This window comes from Kibdelosporangium persicum (assembly GCF_013280595.1).
Taxonomy (GTDB): Bacteria; Actinomycetota; Actinomycetes; order Mycobacteriales; family Pseudonocardiaceae; genus Kibdelosporangium; species Kibdelosporangium persicum.
Map to the genome: position 1 here is coordinate 63651 of NZ_JAAATY010000023.1, position 19064 is coordinate 82714.

Annotated in this window: 21 protein-coding genes; 15 read left to right on the forward strand and 6 right to left on the reverse strand. The window is 68.2% G+C overall.

Annotation, left to right across the window (positions count from 1 at the left end; all coding sequences use genetic code 11):
- The first annotated feature begins 49 nt into the window (after nucleotides 1-49).
- Nucleotides 50-790 carry an SIR2 family NAD-dependent protein deacylase gene (locus GC106_RS32470; protein WP_173138519.1) on the forward strand — a complete coding sequence of 247 codons (741 nt, stop codon included), beginning with the start codon at nucleotides 50-52 and terminating at the stop codon, nucleotides 788-790.
- On the opposite strand, the gene GC106_RS32475 is transcribed toward GC106_RS32470, so the two are convergent.
- The gene (locus GC106_RS32475; protein WP_173138521.1) at nucleotides 781-1866 is read right to left on the reverse strand and encodes a damage-control phosphatase ARMT1 family protein; all 1086 of its coding nucleotides are present in this window, start codon (nucleotides 1864-1866) and stop codon (nucleotides 781-783) included. The genes GC106_RS32470 and GC106_RS32475 overlap by 10 nt on opposite strands.
- Before the next feature lie 102 nt (nucleotides 1867-1968).
- Here GC106_RS32475 and GC106_RS32480 point away from each other — a divergent pair, with 102 nt between their 5' ends.
- From GC106_RS32480 to GC106_RS32505, 6 genes are all read left to right on the forward strand, one after another.
- Nucleotides 1969-2505 carry a dihydrofolate reductase family protein gene (locus tag GC106_RS32480; protein WP_312873045.1) on the forward strand — a complete coding sequence of 179 codons (537 nt, stop codon included), beginning with the start codon at nucleotides 1969-1971 and terminating at the stop codon, nucleotides 2503-2505.
- A gap of 122 nt (nucleotides 2506-2627) precedes the next feature.
- The gene (locus GC106_RS32485) at nucleotides 2628-2915 is read left to right on the forward strand and encodes a small secreted hydrophilic protein (RefSeq protein ID WP_173138522.1); all 288 of its coding nucleotides are present in this window, start codon (nucleotides 2628-2630) and stop codon (nucleotides 2913-2915) included.
- On the forward strand, nucleotides 2902-4311 hold the full coding sequence (locus GC106_RS32490; RefSeq protein ID WP_173138523.1) for a sensor histidine kinase: 1410 nt from the start codon (nucleotides 2902-2904) through the stop codon (nucleotides 4309-4311). The genes GC106_RS32485 and GC106_RS32490 overlap by 14 nt, the downstream gene beginning before the upstream one ends.
- Nucleotides 4308-4967: a response regulator transcription factor gene (locus tag GC106_RS32495; RefSeq protein ID WP_173138524.1), complete on the forward strand. Its 660-nt coding sequence runs from the start codon at nucleotides 4308-4310 to the stop codon at nucleotides 4965-4967. Before GC106_RS32490 ends, GC106_RS32495 begins: the two co-directional genes overlap by 4 nt.
- Nucleotides 4968-5027: 60 nt before the next feature.
- A complete protein-coding gene (locus tag GC106_RS32500; RefSeq protein WP_173138525.1) occupies nucleotides 5028-6329 on the forward strand; it encodes an SLC13 family permease in 1302 nt (433 codons plus the stop codon).
- Nucleotides 6326-7456, forward strand: a complete 1131-nt coding sequence (locus GC106_RS32505) for a glycerate kinase family protein (protein WP_173138526.1) — start codon at nucleotides 6326-6328, stop codon at nucleotides 7454-7456. Before GC106_RS32500 ends, GC106_RS32505 begins: the two co-directional genes overlap by 4 nt.
- 7 nt (nucleotides 7457-7463) lie before the next feature.
- Here the strand turns inward: GC106_RS32505 and GC106_RS32510 are convergent, their stop codons facing one another.
- Nucleotides 7464-8267 (reverse strand): nuclear transport factor 2 family protein, encoded by an 804-nt coding sequence (locus GC106_RS32510; protein ID WP_217281261.1) that lies wholly within the window; start codon nucleotides 8265-8267, stop codon nucleotides 7464-7466.
- Between the two features lie 169 nt (nucleotides 8268-8436).
- Here GC106_RS32510 and GC106_RS32515 point away from each other — a divergent pair, with 169 nt between their 5' ends.
- The 7 genes from GC106_RS32515 (at nucleotide 8437) to GC106_RS32550 (ending at nucleotide 15207) form a co-directional block, all read left to right on the forward strand.
- On the forward strand, nucleotides 8437-9000 hold the full coding sequence (locus GC106_RS32515) for a TetR/AcrR family transcriptional regulator (RefSeq protein ID WP_173138528.1): 564 nt from the start codon (nucleotides 8437-8439) through the stop codon (nucleotides 8998-9000).
- Nucleotides 9001-9410: 410 nt separating this feature from the next.
- A complete protein-coding gene (locus tag GC106_RS32525; protein WP_312873046.1) occupies nucleotides 9411-10451 on the forward strand; it encodes a FecCD family ABC transporter permease in 1041 nt (346 codons plus the stop codon).
- Nucleotides 10451-11224 (forward strand): ABC transporter ATP-binding protein, encoded by a 774-nt coding sequence (locus tag GC106_RS32530; protein ID WP_173138532.1) that lies wholly within the window; start codon nucleotides 10451-10453, stop codon nucleotides 11222-11224. The genes GC106_RS32525 and GC106_RS32530 overlap by 1 nt, the downstream gene beginning before the upstream one ends.
- A complete protein-coding gene (locus GC106_RS32535; protein ID WP_462937413.1) occupies nucleotides 11221-12195 on the forward strand; it encodes an ABC transporter substrate-binding protein in 975 nt (324 codons plus the stop codon). The genes GC106_RS32530 and GC106_RS32535 overlap by 4 nt, the downstream gene beginning before the upstream one ends.
- Nucleotides 12192-13220: a pyridoxal-phosphate dependent enzyme gene (locus GC106_RS32540; RefSeq protein WP_173138534.1), complete on the forward strand. Its 1029-nt coding sequence runs from the start codon at nucleotides 12192-12194 to the stop codon at nucleotides 13218-13220. Before GC106_RS32535 ends, GC106_RS32540 begins: the two co-directional genes overlap by 4 nt.
- Entirely contained in the window at nucleotides 13217-14383 is a 1167-nt protein-coding gene (locus GC106_RS32545) for an ATP-grasp domain-containing protein (protein WP_173138536.1), read from the forward strand. The genes GC106_RS32540 and GC106_RS32545 overlap by 4 nt, the downstream gene beginning before the upstream one ends.
- 20 nt (nucleotides 14384-14403) lie before the next feature.
- On the forward strand, nucleotides 14404-15207 hold the full coding sequence (locus GC106_RS32550; RefSeq protein WP_173138538.1) for an alpha/beta hydrolase family protein: 804 nt from the start codon (nucleotides 14404-14406) through the stop codon (nucleotides 15205-15207).
- A gap of 38 nt (nucleotides 15208-15245) precedes the next feature.
- Here GC106_RS32550 and GC106_RS32555 read toward each other — a convergent pair whose 3' ends face one another.
- Both GC106_RS32555 and GC106_RS32560 read right to left on the reverse strand, forming a co-directional pair.
- On the reverse strand, nucleotides 15246-16268 hold the full coding sequence (locus tag GC106_RS32555; RefSeq protein ID WP_173138540.1) for a S1C family serine protease: 1023 nt from the start codon (nucleotides 16266-16268) through the stop codon (nucleotides 15246-15248).
- Between the two features lie 56 nt (nucleotides 16269-16324).
- Complete coding sequence (locus tag GC106_RS32560) at nucleotides 16325-17491, reverse strand: MFS transporter (protein WP_173138542.1); 1167 nt, start codon at nucleotides 17489-17491, stop codon at nucleotides 16325-16327.
- 95 nt (nucleotides 17492-17586) lie between these two features.
- Between GC106_RS32560 and GC106_RS32565 the strand changes: the two genes are divergently transcribed.
- Entirely contained in the window at nucleotides 17587-18096 is a 510-nt protein-coding gene (locus GC106_RS32565) for an Lrp/AsnC family transcriptional regulator (protein WP_173138544.1), read from the forward strand.
- Here the strand turns inward: GC106_RS32565 and GC106_RS32570 are convergent.
- Nucleotides 18090-18626, reverse strand: coding sequence for a nitroreductase family protein (locus GC106_RS32570; protein WP_173138546.1), 537 nt, complete (start codon nucleotides 18624-18626; stop codon nucleotides 18090-18092). The two genes, GC106_RS32565 and GC106_RS32570, sit on opposite strands and share 7 nt — an antisense overlap.
- Before the next feature lie 147 nt (nucleotides 18627-18773).
- The gene (locus tag GC106_RS32575) at nucleotides 18774-18968 is read right to left on the reverse strand and encodes a hypothetical protein (protein WP_173138548.1); all 195 of its coding nucleotides are present in this window, start codon (nucleotides 18966-18968) and stop codon (nucleotides 18774-18776) included.
- Nucleotides 18969-19064 lie beyond the last annotated feature (96 nt).

Below are 19064 nucleotides of genomic sequence, written 5' to 3' on the forward strand. Positions count from 1 at the left end.
TGACCTGTCGCGGGAGAAATCGGTCGCCTCGATCCCTATGCTCGTGTTCATGGAGTGGACGCGAGGGGTGACCAGGGTGTCGGTGCTGACCGGGGCCGGGATCTCCACTGACTCGGGGATTCCGGACTTCCGTGGGCCGGACGGCGTGTGGACCAGGAACCCGCGCATGGCCGACATGTTCACCTACCAGAACTACATGGCGGATCCGGCGGTCCGCGAGCAGTTCTGGGCGACGTACAGCGGTCATTCCGCCTGGACGGCCGAGCCGAACGCGGCGCACAAGGCGATCGCCGAGCTCGACCGTGCCGGTCTGGCTGTTCGCGTGCTGACGCAGAACATCGACGGGCTGCACCAGCGCGGCGGCATGCCGGACCGCAAAGTCCTGGAACTGCACGGCTCCATGCACACGACCGTCTGCACGAAGTGCGGCAAGTCCCAGCCGAGCCAAGGTGTTCTCGCCAGGGTCGAGGCGGGCGAGAAGGACCCGGCCTGTCAGGACTGCGGTGGCATTCTCAAGCTCGCCGTGGTCCTGTTCGGACAGTACCTCGACCCGGACGTGTTCTCGAAGGCGAGCGCGATCGCCGCGGCGAGCCAGGTGTTCATCGCGGTAGGCAGCACGCTGGAGGTCCATCCGGCCGCGTCGTTGTGCGTCGAGGCGGTGGAAAGCGGCGCGAAGCTCGTCATCGTCAACCGGGACCCGACGCCGTACGACCACATCGCGGAAGAGGTGATCCGGGAACCGATCGGGACCGCGGTGCCACGGATCTGCCAGGCGCTGCTTCAGGGGTGAGCGAACTGGACCATCGCGTGCGTTCCGGCGGTCCGCCAGCCCGGTTCCCTGCCGTGGTGCTCGGCGCCGACGACCACTTCGGACTTGAGAATCCGCAGCGCCACCGCCGGTCCCGGCAGGTACGAAACGGTCTCGCCGAACGGCGTCGCGGCGTCCCAGTGGAAGTCGCCGACCAGGCGGCGGTAGTTCAGGTCACCCTTGAACACGGTGAGCCCGGCGCCGAGCTCCGCGCGGAGGTCGGCTGGCATGTCGTGGAAGGACAGCGGGGAGCAGTGGAACGGATGGGTGCGAATCCGCAGCCGTCCTTCCGCTGCCGCCTCGTGCAGCCGGTTTCCCGCGCCGCCGGGTAGGTCGCGCAGCCGGCGCAGGCAGTCGCCGACGTCGGTGATCGTCGCGTCGGAGACGTAGTACGGGACCGGCTTGGTGTGCAACGTGATCTCACCGGCGAGCCCGCTCGTCAGCAGATGGTCCGCGAACACCAGGTCGGACACCAGCTCCCGGCCCGCGTTGTCCAGCACGAACGTCACCGGCAACGGACCGTTCCGACGCAGGAAAGCGTGGACAGCGGCGCTGTCGTCCGCCACGAGCTGGTCGTGCGCCGCCGTCGAGTTCCCCGCGATGAGCTGGAAGCCGAGATCCGCCCGGTTTCCGTACAGCGACGCCAGCAACACCGCGTCGAAGTCCAGTGGTTCCGCCAGCCAGCCGTAGTCCGAATCCAGGCTGGGGGAGCGCAGTTCGGCGGTCTTGGCCGGCCCGAACGGGTCCACGCCCGTCTCGAAGTACCCCACCGCGCCCAGCAACAGCCGGTAGAAGTAGCTCTCCGCCCACAGAAACGGCGCCTTCGCCCACGGTGTGCCGAAATGACCGCGATCCCAGTCCAGCCACTGCGCGCGGTCGAAGGCGTCGTCGGCCAGGGTGATCACGCCGGTGTGCGTCTGCTCGAGCAACGTGTCCAACGCAGTACGCTGCGCGGGACCGTACGGATGGGCGTCCTTGAGCCGCTGGACGAGCACCGGGTGTCGCTCGTGGAACACCTGGTGGGCGAAGGAGCTCTCAAGCGTGATGACCGGTGGCACCCACCCAGCCTAAATGTGTGACGCGAGTCACAATGCGTGGGCGATGAGTAGTTCGGCGAGCCCTGGTCGGTACGGGCGCAACCCTGGCGAAGGAGTCCGATCGTGATCATCCACTTCGTGCACCAGTCGGTCGACGGCTTCATCGAGGGCCCGGACGGCGAGTTCGACTGGCCGGTGATGGGCCCGGAGATGTCGGCGTACGCCAACGCCTTGAGCCGCGACGCGGACACGTTCCTCTACGGCCGGGTCGTGTGGGAGATGATGTCGTCCTACTGGCCGCAGGCCGAGGAAATCTCCGACCACCCGCACGACCTGGAATTCGCGCCGATCTGGCGCGAGAAATCCAAGGTCGTGGTGTCCAGGACGCTGCCGGACCCCGGCGGGAACGCGCGCGTGGTGCGTGACCTCGCCGACCTGCGGGACATCCCCGGCACCCTGCTGCTGTTCGGCGGATCGGACCTCGCGGCCGGGCTGACCGAGGCCGGGCTGGTCGACGAGTACCACATCTTCGTGCACCCGGCCGTGCTCGGCGGCGGCAAGCCGGTCTTCAAGGACCCCAGCCGGCGTGTCACTCTCGACCTGGTGGAGTCGCGGGTGCTGGACGCCCAGGCCGTGCTGCTGCGCTACCGCCGCCGCTGACGTCGTCGGGACCCGGTGCGATGCGGGCGCTGGAGTGGCTGGTCAGGGCGGCAGGAGGCAAGATGAAGGAATTCTCATCTTGATCTCATCGAGCAGTCATCCCGGAGACGCAAGGTAGGTGCATGGCCCGGCTCAAGAGCATCCTGGCGGCGATCGCCGTGCTCCTGCTGCCGGGGCTCGCGGCACTCGGCGTGCTCATGCTCGCGCCGGACACGCCGCCGCCGAACGTTCCACCGGTCGTGCGGATCGGGGAGTCGAGCACGCCGCGGCCGACGACCACCACTGCGGAGCCCGCGCCGACCACCACGGCGTCCACGCCACCGGCACTGCCGCCGCCTCCGCCCCTCGACGACGACGATGACGACGGTGGCGGCGGGAGCGACGACGGGGGCGGCGATGACGACGGGTAGCCGCCTGCCCGCGCGGGTCCGGATCATGGGCTGGCTCGTCCTGCTCATGCTCTCCGCGCTGACCACGGTCATCCTGGTCGTCCGGGAGTACCAGCTGCGCGAGATCGACGACCGGGTCAACCGGTCGCTCGAACAGGACGCCGAGGAGTTCAGGATCTACGCGGGCACCGGCGTGAACCCGGTGACCGGCCAGATGTACGACCACCAGCACGAGCTGATCGAAGCTTACCTGCGTGGCCAGTACACCGACACCGCCGAAGTGCTGATCGGCGTGCCGGACTCGGCCGGTCCGTTGGACGAGAAGGTGCAGGGACACCCGTCGGTGACGTCGATCCCGCTGGATGACGGCCTGCTCCGGTCGATCATGCATGATCCGGGCACCACCGGGACGGCGATGACGCCCGGCGGCGAGATGCGGTGGGTCAAGGTCGGTGTGCTCGCCGCCAACGCGCCGGAAGGTGCTCAGCCCACCGCCTGGCTCATCGCCGGGTACTTCATGGACCAGGTGCGAGCCGTCGTCACCTCGACGCTGCGCACGCTGGTCGTCGTGAGCTTGATCGGCCTGGTGCTCACGGCGGGTGCGTCGTGGCTGATCGCCGGGTGGATTCTCGCGCCGGTGCGGACCGTGCGCGCGGCGGCGGCCGAACTGACCGAACAGGACCTGACCAAGCGAATCCCCGTGCAGGGACGCGACGACATCGCCGCGTTGGCCGAACAGTTCAACGCGATGCTCGACCGGCTGGAGCACGCCTTCGCCACCCGTCGTCAGTTCCTTGACGACGCCGGGCACGAACTGCGCACGCCGATCACGATCATCCGCGGCCACCTTGAGCTGATGGGCGACGACCCGGCCGAACGCGCCGAGGTGATCCGGTTGTGCACCGACGAACTGGACCGGATGGCCAGGATGGTCGACGACCTGCTCCTGCTGGCCAAGGCCGAACAACCCGACTTCGTCCGGTTCGCGTCCACCTCCGTGCCCGAGCTGACCAGCGATATCGACGCCAAGGTGCGCGCGATGGCCGACCGGCGCTGGACGCTGGAGAACCTCGGCGAGGGCGACGCCATGCTGGACGGGCACCGGGTTACTCAGGCCATGGTCCAGCTGGCGCACAACGCGGTGCAGCACACGAAACCGGGCGACGAGATCCGGATCGGCTCGGCACTGACCGGGTCCCAGGTGTTCTTCTGGGTCGGCGACACCGGTCCGGGCGTCCCGGAGTCCGACAGGGACCGGATCTTCGAGCGGTTCGCCCGTGGTACCAACCAGACCCGCGACGGCGCCGGGCTCGGTCTCGCGATCGTCAAGGCGATCGCGGACGCGCACAACGGTGAGGTCAGCGTGCACACGTCGCCGGGCGGCGGCGCGAGATTCGTCATGGAGCTGCCGAGATGAGCCGGATCCTGATCGCCGAGGACGAACAGCGGATCGCGTCCTTTGTGGACAAAGGGCTACGTGCCAACGGGTACAGCACGACGATCGTCACCGACGGGGATGCCGCGCTGGCCACCGCGATCACCGGCGACTTCGACCTGGTCGTCCTCGACCTCGGCCTGCCCCGTCGCGACGGCTTCGACGTCCTGCGCGGCATGCGCAGGGCGAACGTGCTGACACCGGTCATCATCCTGACCGCACGCGACTCCGTGCACGACACCGTCGCGGGTCTGGAGGGCGGCGCGGACGACTACATGACCAAGCCGTTCCGCTTCGAGGAACTGCTGGCCAGGGTGCGGCTCCGGCTGCGCACCGGCGACAGGACACCGGAGCTGACCGTGCTCAAGCACGGCGATCTCACCCTCGACCTGCGTACCCGGCGGGTCACCACCGCACAGTCCACAGAGGACTTGACCGCGCGCGAGTTCTCCTTGCTGGAGCTGTTCCTCCGGCATCCCGGCCAGGTACTCGCGCGGGAGCAGATCCTGTCGCACGTGTGGGGCTACGACTTCGACCCCGGTTCGAACGTCGTGGACGTCTACGTGCGGACGTTGCGCCGCAAGATCGGCCCGGACTACATCGAGACCGTGCGCGGCATGGGGTATCGCCTGTCCTGATGAAGATCCCCTCATCCACGTGTCATCTCCGCTTAAGGCCCGCGATGCACAGTGGACACCATGGCAGGCACGGCCCTTCTCACCCTGGTCATCTTCGCGATCACCGTGATCGCGTGGATGATCGGCAGGCTTGACGACACGTTCGTCGGCCTGCTGGCCGCGCTCGCCCTGGTGTTCGTCGGCGTCATCGAGCGTGATGATCTGTTCGGTGCGCTGGGCGGGGACACCATCTGGCTGCTGATCGCCGCCTTCGTGCTCGCACAGGGCCTTGCGGCCACCGGATTGCCGGAGAAGGTCGGTGCCTTGCTGATCAGCCGGGCACGAAGTGTCCGGCAGCTCGCCCATCTGATCACCGCCGGGCTCATCCTCACCGCACTCGCCGTGCCGGCCACTTCCGGGCGTGCCGCCCTGGCGTTGCCCGTGTTCATGGCTCTCGCCGAGGTGCTGAAGGAACGGCCTGCCGTGGTCAGGGCGCTGGCTTTGCTGATCCCGTCGGTGATCCTGCTGTCCGCCATCGCCACGCTGATCGGCGCGGGCGCGCATCTGATCACCACGCAGTTGCTCACCGGGCTGACCGGTGCGGGCATCGGTTTCGGTCACTGGCTGCTGCTCGGGCTGCCGTTCGCGGTGATCAGTTCGCACCTGTGTGCCGAAGTCGTGGTCCTGCTGATGACCCGCCGCGAGGATCGGCGCACGCCGTTGCCGCCGGTACAGCTCGACAAGGAACCTTTCACAGGCGCGCAAAAGCGGGTCACGGTCGTGCTCGCCGTGGTCGTCGTCCTGTGGTGTACGGGGTTTCTGGACCCGGCGCTCGTGGCGCTTGTCGGCGCGGTCGTGATCACGTCGCCGCGGATCGGCACGATCGGCATGAGCAAGGCGCTGTCGAAGGTGCCGTGGTCGCTGCTGTTGTTCATGGCGAGCACGGCGGTGATCGGGCACGCGCTGTCCTCGTCAGGTGCGGCGGAATGGCTTGGCAAGGCCGCTTTCGGCGGTGTCACGGGCGACACGATCGCCCTGCTGATCACGGTGGTGGTCGTGAGTGCCGCCGCGCACCTGGTGTTGCAGTCGCGTTCGGCGCGCTCGGCCGTCCTGGTTCCGCTGGTCATCCCGATGGCGGTGGCGACCGGGATGAACCCGGCGGCACTGGCGTTCGCGTCGACCGCCGCCGCCGGTTTCTGTCACACGTTGCCGTCCTCCGCCAAACCGGTCGCGATGTTCGCGGTCGCCGAGGACGTTCCCACCTACCGCAAACGCGACCTCGTCCGGCTGTCCTGTGTGCTCGGTCCGTTGATCGCCGCACTGGTCGTCGTGTTCGCGATGTTCGTCTGGCCGATGCTCGGCCTTCCGATGGAGGTGCCATGAGGTTCGCTGTCGCTCCCAGTGGTTTCAAGGAATCGCTCGACGCCCCGGCCGTCGCGGCGGCGATCGCCGACGGGATCAGGCGGGTCGTGCCCGACGCCGTCGTGGAAGAGATCCCTCTTGTCGATGGGGGAGAGGGCTCGGCCGAGGCACTTGCCGTCGCCCGTGGCGGCCGGATCATCCCGGTCACCGTGACCGGGCCGGTCGGCACACCGGTCGAGTCCCACTTCGCGATGCTCGACGAGCGCACCGCCGCGCTGGACATGGCCGCCGCGGCCGGCTTGCGGCTGGTGCCACGATCGCACCGTGACCCCGGCCTGACCACGACGTACGGCGTGGGTGAGCTCATCCGCGCGGCGCTGGACCACGGCGCCCGCACGATCCTCGTCGGCTGCGGTGATTCCGGCACCTGTGACGGCGGTGCGGGTGCCCTGGAAGCGCTGGGTGCGCGGGTGCTGGACGCCGACGCCCAGCCAGTCGGTCGTGGCGGGAACGCGCTCCGGGCCGCCACCAAGCTCGACGTGTCCTCAGTGGACAAGAGGCTCGCGGACACCGAGATCATCGCGGCGGTCAACCCGTACAACCTGCTGACCAGCGTGGCCCAGGTGTTCGGTCCCCAGAAGGGTGCATCACCGGAGCAGGTCCGCACACTCGCCGCGGCGATGGACCGGTGGGCCGACGTCCTGGCCGGGCACTGCGGCATCGACCTCCGCCCGTTGCCCGGCAGTGGTGCCTCCGGTGGCCTTGGCGCGGGCCTCGCCGGCGCGCTCGGCGCACGCCTGATCCCGCGGTTCGACGTGCTGCTGGGCCACACCGACCTGGACACCCGGCTGGCCCGCGCCGACCTCGTGATCACAGCGGAAGGGACGATCGACTACCAGACACCTCGCGGCAAGATCCCCGCCGAAGTCGCCACCCGGGCGAAACGCCACGGCAAACCCGTCATCGCACTGGCGGGCACCATCGGCGACGGCGCACATCACGCGTACGCCACCGGCATCGACGCCTACACAGGCATCCTCTCAGCGCCCGTTCCCCTCGCCGAGGCCATCGACCACGCCGCCGAACTCCTCACCGACGCCACCGAACGTACCCTCCGCCTGCTCCTGGTCGGAGCGGCCATGAGGTAGGCGCGGTTCAGGTGTCGTGCCCCAGAGCGGCCAGCGCTGCCGGGATGTTGACGTAGTCGCGCAGGTGGGCGATCTCACCGTCGCGCACGGTGAGCACAACGATGTTGGGAAGCGCGAACTCGCCGGTGATCGCGCTGGTGCCGAGCGCTTCCTGTTCGACGATGATCGTGTCCGGGTCACTGGTGGCGTGGACGGCCAGCGTGCGGTAACGCTCGTACCTCAAGGGATTGTCCTGCCACCCCGCGGAAATCCAGGTCACGATCTCGTCCCGGCCGGTAAGCCGGGACGGCAGGCCAGGCCGGGTGAACGGGAACTCGTGCACCGCGTCGGCCGCGTACACGCGCCTCATGTCATCGGCGGACTGGGTGATGGAGGCTTGGCGGAAACGCTCCAGAACCTCGCGCGGACCGACTCCTCGCACGCCGAGGGGCGCACGTCTGGCGCTCACCTTGCGGTGGCTGATCTTCCAGCCGTCGGGCCCGCGTACGACGACGTCGTCGTAGACCACGCTGCCGGATGTCCCGTCGGCCTGGATGCCGATTCCTTTGGAGTGGACTCGTGCCGAGCGGTCGTCGATCCGTGTGATCACGATGTTGGTGACATGATGGCCGACCGGGTTGGCGCTGCCCAGTGCCAGCGCGGCTTCCCGCAAGGCCGCGGTTCCGTGTAACGAGCCGAAGCCGAAGTCCTTCACGTCGTACGTGATATCCGGGGTGAACAGCTCGCCTGCCTGGTCCAGTTCGCCCGCGTCGATGAGGTGGCCGTGCAGGTTGATCAGGTCGGTGATGTCGATCCGGTCTTGTTCCGTCAACGCCATGAGGCTGCCCTCCGTGCTCCGGGTCAGTCACGCCCCCTCGTGAGTGGTTGTCAGGGTTAGAACCCCGATAACCACTCACGAGGGGGCGCACGTCCTAAGATGAGGCATGGTCCGGTTAGCCTGGACGGTAACGGACCATGTCCCCGGTCAGCAAGGAGGGATGATGCGCGCGGACGCCCGGCGTAACTACGAACAGCTGCTCGGACAGGCGAAGATCGCGTTCGCCGAGTTCGGCACGGACGCCTCCCTGGACGAGATCGCCCGGCGGGCAGGGGTGGCGAGCGGGACGCTGTACCGGCATTTCCCCACCCGGCTGGACCTCATCGAGGCGGTCCTCGCCGAGCGGATAGCCGAACTGGCCGCCCTCGGTCGCCAGTTGCTGACGGCCGAGGACGAGTTCGAGGCGTTGTCCACCTGGCTGCGGGCCGCGCTCGACCACGGCCTGACCTATCGGGGTCTGTCGGCCACCGTGATGAACGCGGCCCTCGACCGGGGAACCGATCTGGCATCCACGTGGCATGCCGAACTGTTCGAGGTGGGAGCCGCGTTGCTGGCGCGCGCACGGCGATCAGGCACGATCGTCGCCGACGCGCACGACGCGGACGTGCTCAAGATGATCGGTGCCATCGCCTGGGCCGCCCACGACGCCCCAGACAGCTCCGCCCAGGCCAGCCGCCTGCTCGTCCTGCTGCTGAACGGACTACGTCCCCGCAGCGTCCAGCAATGACGACGTTCCCTGCGTATCCCCTCGTGAGTGGTTAGCAGGGTTAGAACACGGATAAACACTCACGAGGAGCAGGGAACTTTTGGCCGGCGTGGGCCGACTCGTACACCGGAAGAGGTCTGTGCGAGGGCGGGAGGCGCCGGCGGAATGCGGTGGTACGAGAACGACGGCCTGTGGTCGGGCTTCGCGGAGACGATGTTCTCGCCGCGCCGGGCGGAGGAAGCCGCGGAGCTGGTCGCCACGTCGCCGTTGCTGGCCTACGAACCGGGGAATCACCTGCGTTCTCTCCAGCGCGGCCGAGTTGAAGGAGATGTTCAGGCAGGCGGGATTCCAGGACGTCGAGTGCTTCGGCGACTTCGACGAATCGCCTTACGACAACCACTCGGCGCGGTTGATTGTCCGTGGCTACCGGCGTGACTGAGCGAGTCCGGCTGGTTCCGGTACTCCTGATCCTTTCCGTGGCCCTGGTCGTGTCCATTGCCGCCGGCATCGCGCTCGGCGCGACGGTCATCCCGATCGGCGACGTGCTGCGGTACCTCCAAGCGGCCTTGACGGGCGGCACGATCACGGCAGACGAGCTGTCCGGTTACACCATCGTGTGGGAAGTTCGCACGCCACGAGTCCTGCTCGCGGTGCTGGTCGGAGCGGGGCTGAGCGTGGTGGGCGTCGTGATCCAAGCATTGGTGCGCAACGCTTTGGCGGACCCGTTCGTGCTGGGTATCTCGTCGGGTGCGTCTGTCGGGGCGACGGCGGTCGTGGTGTTCGGCGTGTTCGCGAGCCTGGGCGTGTACGCCTTGTCGGCAGCGGCGTTCCTGGGGGCGTTGGGTGCGTCGGCGCTCGTCTACATCGCCGCCATGAGCAAGGCCGGACTCACGCCGCTCAGGCTGGTGCTCACCGGAATCGCCCTGGCGTACGGGTTCCAGGCCGTGATGAGTGTGCTCGTGTTCCTCGCGCCCGACGGGCAGGCCGCGCGCACGGTGCTGTTCTGGCTGATGGGCAGCCTTGGCGGGGCGAACTGGGGATCACTGCCGATCGGGGTCGTCGCCGTACTGCTCGCGATGGTTGTGTTGCTGCGCAACAGCAGGGCGTTGGACGTGCTCGCGATGGGCGACGAAACAGCGGCGAGCCTCGGCGTGGACGCGGCCGGACTGCGGCGTTGGCTGTTCGTCCTCACCGCCGCGGTGACCGGATTGCTGGTAGCGGTCAGCGGGGCGGTGGCGTTCGTCGGACTGGTCATGCCGCACCTGGTCAGGATCCTGGTCGGGTCGGGGCATCGCCGGGTGCTCGCGGTGGCCCCGCTGGCCGGTGGGGTGTTCATGGTCTGGACCGACCTGGTGTCCCGGACGCTCGCCGCTCCCGAGGAACTGCCGCTCGGCGTGATCACGGCCGTGATCGGTGTGCCGGTGTTCATCACGTTGATGCGCCGCCGCGGCTACCTCTTCGGGGGCCGCTGATGGACGTCGCACTCACCGGTGTCTCGGTGGAGATCGCGGGGAAGTCCCTGGTCCGTGACCTGCACCTGGAAGCAGACGCCGGGCAGGTCGTCGGACTGGTGGGGCCGAACGGGAGCGGGAAGTCCACGGCGCTCAGGTGTGTCTACCGTGCCCTGAAACCGAGCGCGGGAGCGGTGTTCCTGGACGGCACGGACGTGGCCACGTTGACACTGAAGGAGAACGCGAGGCACGTCGCGGCCCTCACCCAGGACAACCACACCGACCTGGACTTCACGGTCGCCGAGGTGGTGGCGCTCGGCCGGACACCGCATCTGCGTGGCAACGAGGCCTTGTCGGCCAGGGAACGTGAGCTGTGCCGGGAAGTCATGGAGCAGACGGATGTCCTGCATCTGAAGGACCGCAGCATTCTCACGTTGTCCGGGGGAGAACGGCAGCGCGTCTTCATCGCGCGAGCGCTGGCGCAGGAACCGCGAGTGCTGGTCCTCGACGAGCCGACCAACCACCTCGATGTGCGGCACCAGGTGGAACTGTTGTCGTTCCTGCGCAAGGCCGGGCTGACCGTGCTCGTCGCCATCCACGACCTGAATCTCGCCGCTGCGGCGTGTGACCGGCTCGGGGTGCTTGCCGGCGGCCAGGTGGTGGCCGCCGGTGCTCCGATCGACGTGCTGACCTCTGGACTGATCAAAGAAGTGTTCGGAGTGGACGCGACTGTCGTCTCCCATCCAAGCACCGGCGTGCCGCAGTTGCTGTACGACCTCAAGGAGAAAGCGTGATCAGAATCCTGCCCCTTGTGCTCGTCGCGGGCCTGCTGACGGGATGCGGCGCTTCGGTGCGACAGGCCGCGGAAACGGACACACCGGTCACGATCAGCAACTGCGGCAGGGAGATCAGCTACCGGACGCCGCAACGACCGGTCGCCTACGAGGTCAGCGGCGCGGAGAAGATGTTCTCCCTGGGACTGGCGGACCGCATGCGCGGTTACGTGATGAACAAGGTGGCCGATCCGGCGATCGCCGGATCGCCGTGGCGCGAGGACTATTCCAGGGTGGAGCGACTCGGCACCTCGCGGATCACGCGGGAGATCGCGGTGAACGCCAAGGCGGACTGGGTCCTCGCCGGGTGGGGTTCCGGGTTCAGCGAGGAGCGGGGCATCACGCCGCAGCTGCTCGACCAGGTCGGCATCAGCAGCTACATGCACACCGAGACCTGCTGGAACTTCGGTGACAAGAAGGTCGACGTGCCGCCGCTGGAGGCGTTGTACGCCGATCTGGAGAATCTCGGCCGGATCTTCCGGGTCGAGCAGCGCGCCAGGGATCTGGTCGCCGGACTGAAGGACCGGGTCGCCAAGGTGTCGAAACCCGCGAACGGCCGGCCCGCCAAGGTCTTCGTCTACGACTCCGGCACCGACCAGCCGTACACCGCGGGCAGGCAGGCCGCGCCGAACGACATCATCAGCACGGCGGGTGCCCGCAACGTGCTGGGGGATCTGAAGAAGGGCTGGACGTCGGTCGGCTGGGAGCCGGTGGTCCAGGCCGCACCCGAAGTGATCATCATCATCGACTACGCCGACCAGCCGGCCGAGGACAAGCGGAAGTTCCTCGAGTCGTTTCCCGCCCTCCAAGCTGTCCCGGCCGTCCAGCACGATCGCTACTTCGTCATGTCCTATGGGGACGCTGTGAGCGGGCCACGCAACGTCAAGGCCGCTGAGGACTTCGCCGCCTACCTGCGGTCGGTCGGCCGATGAGCGTCGTGCACGAGCACGTCACCGATGCGATCAAACAGCCGGACCTGATCCGGTTGACCGGCAACATCGTCCTGGCCCGATTCGAGACGATGAAGGTCTACGCCGCCCTCGGCGCGGTCCGTGCGTTGCTGGATCGTGGTGTCGTCCGGCCCGGGCAGACGCTTGTCGACAGCTCCAGCGGCATCTACGCGTTGGCGCTGGCCATGGCGTGCCACCGGTACGGCCTGAAATGCCACATCGTCGCATCGACCACTGTGGACTCGGCGATGCGCGCGCAGCTGGAGATCCTCGGCGCCACGGTGGACCAGATGCCGCCTTCCTCATCGCTTCGGCTCGACCAGGAACGCCGTGTGCATCGTGTCCATCAGCTGTTGGCGCAACGGCCGGACGCGCACTGGATGCGGCAGTACCACGACAGCGTGCACTACGAGGGGTACAAGCACTTCGCTGACCTCGTCGCCGCGGCGATCGACGGCCCGCTGACCGTCGTAGGGGCTGTGGGAACGGGTGCGTCGACCGGCGGATTGATCGAGGCGTTGCGGCAGAACGATCCGTCGGTGCGGCTGCTCGGATTGCAGCCGTTCGGCAGCGTCACCTTCGGCAGCGAAAGGTTCACCGACCCGGAGGCGATCATCGCCGGGATCGGCAGTTCGATCTGGTTCGGCAACGTCCGGCACCACTTGTACGACTGCCTGCACTGGGTGGATTTCCGGCACGCCATGGCCGGGACTGTCGGACTGCTCAGGGACCACGCCGTGTTCGCCGGTCTTTCCACGGGCGCGGCGTACCTGGTCGCCGGATGGGAGGCCGCACGCAACCCTGGCCGTACACATCTGGTGATCGGCGCGGACACCGGACATCGTTACGTGGAGCGGGTATTCGCGCGGCACCAGGAAGCGCTCAGTGTGGAATCGTTGCGTCCGTTGGAGATCACGTCGCTCAAAGATCTGGCCATGCCGTGGTCGGCCATGGAGTGGCAACGCCGTCCGTGGCCCGTTGCGCGACAGGAGGAGCAAGCGTCGTGACCGTCGCGGCCCTGGAAGCGCTCAGTTTCGGGCTCGGCCACATGGTCCGTGCCGCGTCCCGGGCTGGTGAACGGCTCTGCCTGTTGACTGGCGTGCGTGAACTCTACCTGCACGAGTTGTCCCGGCTACCTCCCGGCGCTGTGGACATCGTCGACGTCGACACGAACGACAACCAAGCCTGCGCCGACGTCCTCAAGCAGATTCCCGACCTGCACGGACTGGTCAACTCCACCGACACGTGGCTCGTGCCCGGCGCCGAACTGACCGAGCGGTTCGGCCTGCCCGGACGGTCCGCGGAATCGGCGCGGTTCCTGCGGGACAAGCTGAGGGTCCGGCAGCGTCTGCACGAACGCGGTCTGAGCCCGGCGCCGGGCGACACGCTTCCGGCTGTGCTCAAGGACTCCGCCGGGACGTCGTCCCGGAATGTCTGGCTGGTCAGGACTCCCGAAGAACTGGGACGGGCTCGCCAGGAGGCGGCTCGCGGTGACCTCAAGGGCCGGTTGTTCGCCGAGCCGCTGTTCGCCGGTCCGGTCTACAGTGCCGAAACGATCACGTGGGCGGGGAGGACCCGGCTGCTGGGTGTGTTCAGCCGCCAGGTGACCGGAACCCGCGAGGACGCGGCCGCGTTTCCGGTCGCCTTCCCGGCGGAGGACGCCATCGCCGCCTGGGCCGGCCAGGTGCTCGACGCGGTCGAGTTCGAGCAGGGCTTCGCCCACGTCGAATTTGTGCTCACTGTGGACGGTCCGCAGGTCGTCGAGGTGAACGCCCGGATCGGCGGCGCCCTCGTGGGTGAGGCGTTGTGCCGCACGCTCGGCACGAACGTCTACGAGTCGATGATCGACATGGCGCTCGGGAAGCCACCGGCACTCGCGGCGCACGCGGAACGGACCGGTCCCGCGGTGGCGTTCGCGTTGGTCTACCCGTCCCAGAAGGGAGTCCTGCAAGGGATCGACGGTCTTGACCAGTTGCCCGGCTATCCAGGCCAACCCGAGTGGTATCCGATGAGGACCGTAGGTGATCACATCGAGCACTTGACCGACCAACGCGGATGCGTCGGCATGGTGCTGACCGAGGGACCGACGGCCGAACTGGCCCTGCACCGGGCCTTGGCCGCGGCGGCGGTCGTTTCGCCCAGGGCAGAACGGGACGCCACAGCCCGGTAGCAGCGTTTAGGGTGACCGGCATGGGTGAGGCGATCACCGGCACAGCCGCAGGCGTGCCGTACACAGCATTACGACCGGCTGTCGAAACCGACGCGTTGGTGGTGTCCTGGCACATGATGGACGCGCCACGCACGAACGCGGCTTTCGCCGCCGCACTGCCGATGAACGACGTCCCTGCCTGGCGCGTGCATCTCGGTATGCCGTTCAGCGGCGCCAGGAGACCCAACGACATGGACGCGCTCTTCGAGCGGGCCAAGCGCGACCCGGCGCTGGCGTTCTTCTCGCCGTTCGCCCGCCAAGCCGTCGAGGAGTTCCCCGCGGCGCTGGATGACGTCCGCGGTCAGCTGTCCATAGGGGACGGACCACTGTTCGCGCTGGGTGGTTCGCTCGGGGGCGCTGTCGTCCTGCAGAACCTGACCAAGGTGCCGTTCACGGCGGCGGCGTTGGTCAATCCGTTGATCCGCATGCGGTCGGGTGTCCGCTTGTTCGAACAGATGGTGGGCAAGCCGTATTCGTGGAACGACGAATCCACTGCGGCGGCCGACGCGATGGACTTCGTGGCTCGGGCGAGCGAACTCGGCGACGTGCCTTTGCTGGTCGTCAGCGGAACGGAGGATCATCCGGATCTCCGTGACGACGCCAAGGAACTGGTCGATCGTCTGCCGAATGCCGAGCTCGTAACCATTCCCGGCCTCGCGCATCCGCTGGCTGACGAGCCCGGGATCGATCCCGCGCCACAGTGGCCGGTGACCAGGACGGTCGACGAGCGGCTCACTCAGTGGTTCCAGCGGTTCGTCCCCCTCGTGAGTGTTTATCAGGGTTAGAACCCTGCTAAACACTCACGAGGTCTGACCAGGCGGTCTCAGCCGGTGCGAGAGCCGATGGTCAACTCGAGTTGTTGTCGTGCGTCGCCTCGGGCGATGGTCACGGGAACCTTACGGCCGGGTTCCGTCCGGCGGAGTCCGGACAGCAGTTCCTCCACGGTGCGGATGTCCTGACCGGCGAACTGGACGATCACATCGCCGGTGCGCAGTCCGCTGCCGGCGGCCGGGCCGGCCTGGTCCACGTCCAGCACCAGCGCCCCGTGGCCGGTGCGCACACCGAGCCGCTGCTGGATGTCCGGCGTCAGACGACCCAGTGACACGCCCAAGTAGGGATGTGTCGCGGTGCCGTCGGCCAGCAACTGCTCGGCGACGTCCAGCACAGTCGCCGACGGGATCGCGAAGCCGAGGGAGACCGCACCCGCGGTGGGCGGAATGTAGGCCTCGTTGATGCCCACGACGCGGCCGAGCGAGTCGATCAGGGCACCGCCGGAGTTGCCGGGGGAGATCGCCGCGTCGGTCTGGATGAGGTCCACCAGTGCCTGCGTCCGGCTGCCCGAGCCGGGGATCTCCCGGTGCAGACCGGAGATGATCCCCGCGGTCACGGAGTTCTGGAAGCCGAGCGGGCTGCCGATCGCCACGGCGGTCTCACCGGGCCGGGGGAGCGCGGTCCGGAATTCCGGGACCGGCAGGTTCTTTCGTTCGGTGCGGACCACGGCGAGATCGGTGACGGTGTCGGTGGCCAGCACCGTGCCAGGGGACCGGCCACCGTCGGCGTACGCGACGACCACCTCACGTTGCTGGCCCACAACATGCTGGTTGGTCACCACCACATCCGGCCGCAGCACCACACCACTTCCCACGCCCGCACCGACCTGGACGGTCACCACGCTCGGCCCGATCCGGTCGACCACGTCCGCCAGAGCGGCCTCCGGCGCGGCCGGTGCCGGAGCGGCGGGCACCGGTTCGCGCGACGGTTGCCCGCCGTCCTGCCCAGCTGTGCACGCCGACAACGCCATGACCGCCGCCAACACCACAGCACTGATCCACCGTGTCTCGGCCATACGTACCCAGTACCCAGAAACCCCGGTATCTGGACATCTGGGCGTCGGCGAGCGGCTCACTCAGGGGTTGCGGTTCGTCTGACCAGCAGGAGCACCGGGAGCAACGCCAGCGCTCCGGCCACCGCGGCGACGAGCGGGTACCCGCCGTACCCGAACAGGTGACCGGACCCGACGCTGGCGAACGCCGACGAACCCCAGATCACCGCGTCGACCGCACCCTTGGCGCGGGTCTGCACGGTGCCGCTGAGCAGGCTGCTGCCGCCGACGAACATCAGGTTCCAGCCGTAACCCAGCAGGAACAAGGAGATCGGCAGGCCGGACGTGTGCGAGGTGGGCAGGGCGTACGCCAGCGCGGTGGCCACGGCGAGCACGACGATGCCCCAGCCGATGGTGCGCCGGCCGCCGATCCTGTCGGCGATCCGGCCGGACAGCGGGGACAACGCGAACATCCCGAAGATGTGGGCGCTCAGGATCCAGCCCACCACGTCCAGGCTGTGGCCAAGGTGGTGCAGCTGTGGCGGCGTCATCGTCATGACCGCGACCATGGTCACTTGGGCGGCGACCATGGCGGCCAACGGAAGCCGCAGCGACGGACGCCGGAACACCGCCCAGCCTTCCGGTTTCGCCGATTCGGTGACCTCGTCCGGCGGCAGGAAGAACGACGTGACCGCGGCGAGCCCGACGGCCAGACCGGCGGTCACGATCGGGCCGGACAGGCTGGGCAGCCCGAGCCGGGCCGCGGCGCCGGCGGTCGGCGCGATCATCAACGGACCGGTCAGCGCGCCGATCGTGCCCGCCCAGACCACTGAGGACAACGCGAATCCCTTGCGCTCCTCCGGGTACATGTCCGCCGCGAGATAGCGGGACAGCTGCGCGGCGCCGTTGCCCAGGCCCAGGACGACCAGCCCGGCCAGCAACAGGACCACCGAACCGGTGACCGCGCCGATCGACGCGGCGAGCGCCCCGGCGGTCGCCGACCCGTAGCCGACCAGCAACGCGAACCGTCTGCCACGCAACGACGTCAGCGTGCCGGACAGCAGCGCGCCGAGGGCGGTGCCCAGGACGCCTGCCGCGCTGGGCAGTCCGCTCGCCGCCGGGCCGCCCGCCTCGGCGGCTATCAACGTGCCCGCCGTGCTCGCCAGGACGGTCGCGGTGTTCATCAGAGCCACGGTGGCGAAGAGCGCGGACATCGAACGCCGCCGGATATTGGTCCCCAGGTCCATGGTCGTCGATGCTATGCGGGTCACGACGCGAACCGAATGGTCACAGCACGGAGTTGGCCGGTACGGACCGTGCTGGAGCAAGGAGGAAACGGCCGATGACCTTCCGAACGGAAAGAGAGCTCGACGAGCTGGACTGGCGGATCGTCGAGCAGTTGCAGGCCGACGGCCGGTTGTCCTTCAAGGAACTGGGCCGCCGGGTCAACCTCTCGGCGCCCGCGGTGGCCGAACGGGTCCGCAGGCTCGAAGAGAACGGCGTGATCACCGGGTACCACGCGCAGGTCGATCCGCGCAGGGCCGGCTACCCGATCGCGGCGTTCATCGAAATGCGCTGCGCGCTGGGCAAATGCCTGCTCAAGACGAGCGCGGCGGACGATTACCCCGAGGTCGTCGAGGTGCACAAACTCAGTGGTGACCACTGCGCGATGGTCAAGGTGCGCGCCGCGTCACTGGAACACTTCGAAGGGCTGCTCGAACGGATCGGCAGGCACGGCGAGATGCGGTCTTCGGTGGTGCTTTCCACCCAGTACGACGGCCGTCCGGTGGAACGCCCGGCCGCCGACTTCTTCCGGGCGACGTCCAGCCACGGCTGGAGTTCCGGTCAGTAACCGATCCACCGGACGTGTCCGTCGTCGCGGGCGCCCAGTGCCGGGGCCTCGTCGGGGAAACCGACCGGAACGATGCCGACCAGCGTCTTGCCGTTGTCGGCGAATCCGGCGCCGCGCGCGGTGGAGTTGCCCGGAGGCAGGGCGGCCCACGCGGTGGCCAGGCCTGCCGCGTGTGCTCCGAGGAACATGTTCTGCAGAGCCATGCCCACGCTCAGGGTGTCGTCCCGTCCGTCGGGCAGCTTGCCCGCGTAGGCGAAGACCAGGACCGGCGCGCCGCCGAAGTCGAGGTAGAAGTCCGCGGGCCGCGTCCCGCAGACCCGGCGGATGACCTCGATGTCGTCGATGACAGCCTCCTGGATCCGCGCGCGTGCGGCGCCACGGGTCACCACGAATTCGTGCTGGATGTCATCCCCGCAGGTCGGTCCCCCCGCTGTCTGCGCCATGACCTGGGCCATCAGCTCACGGGGTACCGGGGTGGGCTTGAACTTGCGGACGGGCCGGCTGCCGCGGATCGCGTCGTGCAACTCCATCGGTCAGCACTCGGACAGGCCGTCGAGTAATCGCATTGCGGAATCTTGCACCCCCACCGCGCGGAACGACGGACCGGTGACTACTTCTCGCCTGATCCGGTCAAAACGGGCGTGTCGGGCCACGCCGACCGCCTGGGAGGTGTCCGGCTAGCTGTCCCGGTGCTGGTGTGCGTCGATGCGCTCGTCGAGCTCGGCCAGGTCGTTGTGCAATGCGGTCAGCTCGCGAGCGTGTCTGTTGAGCTGGCGGGATTGCTGGTCGATGCGGGTGCGCAGATGGTGCAACTCCTTGCCGGTCTGCGACTCAGGGACGGCGGCGGTGTCGTCGTCGGTGTCGTCGGTCATACATATCTCCCAGCAGTACAGATCGTGTCCCCTGCGTCTGGACGCGGAGACCCGGGAAGGGTTCCCCCGCTGATCGAGGACTAAACGTGTCGACTT

Bases quoted from the DNA above. Each gene is read 5' to 3' on its own strand.
- GC106_RS32490 (WP_173138523.1), top strand. From the start codon at position 2,902: ATGACGACGGGTAGCCGCCTGCCCGCGCGGGTCCGGATCATGGGCTGG.
- GC106_RS32470 (WP_173138519.1), top strand. From the start codon at position 50: ATGGAGTGGACGCGAGGGGTGACCAGGGTGTCGGTGCTGACCGGGGCC.
- GC106_RS32500 (WP_173138525.1), top strand. From the start codon at position 5,028: ATGGCAGGCACGGCCCTTCTCACCCTGGTCATCTTCGCGATCACCGTG.
- GC106_RS32540 (WP_173138534.1), top strand. From the start codon at position 12,192: ATGAGCGTCGTGCACGAGCACGTCACCGATGCGATCAAACAGCCGGAC.
- GC106_RS32575 (WP_173138548.1), bottom strand. From the start codon at position 18,968: ATGACCGACGACACCGACGACGACACCGCCGCCGTCCCTGAGTCGCAG.
- GC106_RS32565 (WP_173138544.1), top strand. From the start codon at position 17,587: ATGACCTTCCGAACGGAAAGAGAGCTCGACGAGCTGGACTGGCGGATC.
- GC106_RS32560 (WP_173138542.1), bottom strand. From the start codon at position 17,491: ATGGACCTGGGGACCAATATCCGGCGGCGTTCGATGTCCGCGCTCTTC.
- GC106_RS32495 (WP_173138524.1), top strand. From the start codon at position 4,308: ATGAGCCGGATCCTGATCGCCGAGGACGAACAGCGGATCGCGTCCTTT.
- GC106_RS32505 (WP_173138526.1), top strand. From the start codon at position 6,326: ATGAGGTTCGCTGTCGCTCCCAGTGGTTTCAAGGAATCGCTCGACGCC.
- GC106_RS32530 (WP_173138532.1), top strand. From the start codon at position 10,451: ATGGACGTCGCACTCACCGGTGTCTCGGTGGAGATCGCGGGGAAGTCC.
- GC106_RS32555 (WP_173138540.1), bottom strand. From the start codon at position 16,268: ATGGCCGAGACACGGTGGATCAGTGCTGTGGTGTTGGCGGCGGTCATG.
- GC106_RS32550 (WP_173138538.1), top strand. From the start codon at position 14,404: ATGGGTGAGGCGATCACCGGCACAGCCGCAGGCGTGCCGTACACAGCA.
- GC106_RS32515 (WP_173138528.1), top strand. From the start codon at position 8,437: ATGCGCGCGGACGCCCGGCGTAACTACGAACAGCTGCTCGGACAGGCG.
- GC106_RS32570 (WP_173138546.1), bottom strand. From the start codon at position 18,626: ATGGAGTTGCACGACGCGATCCGCGGCAGCCGGCCCGTCCGCAAGTTC.
- GC106_RS32485 (WP_173138522.1), top strand. From the start codon at position 2,628: ATGGCCCGGCTCAAGAGCATCCTGGCGGCGATCGCCGTGCTCCTGCTG.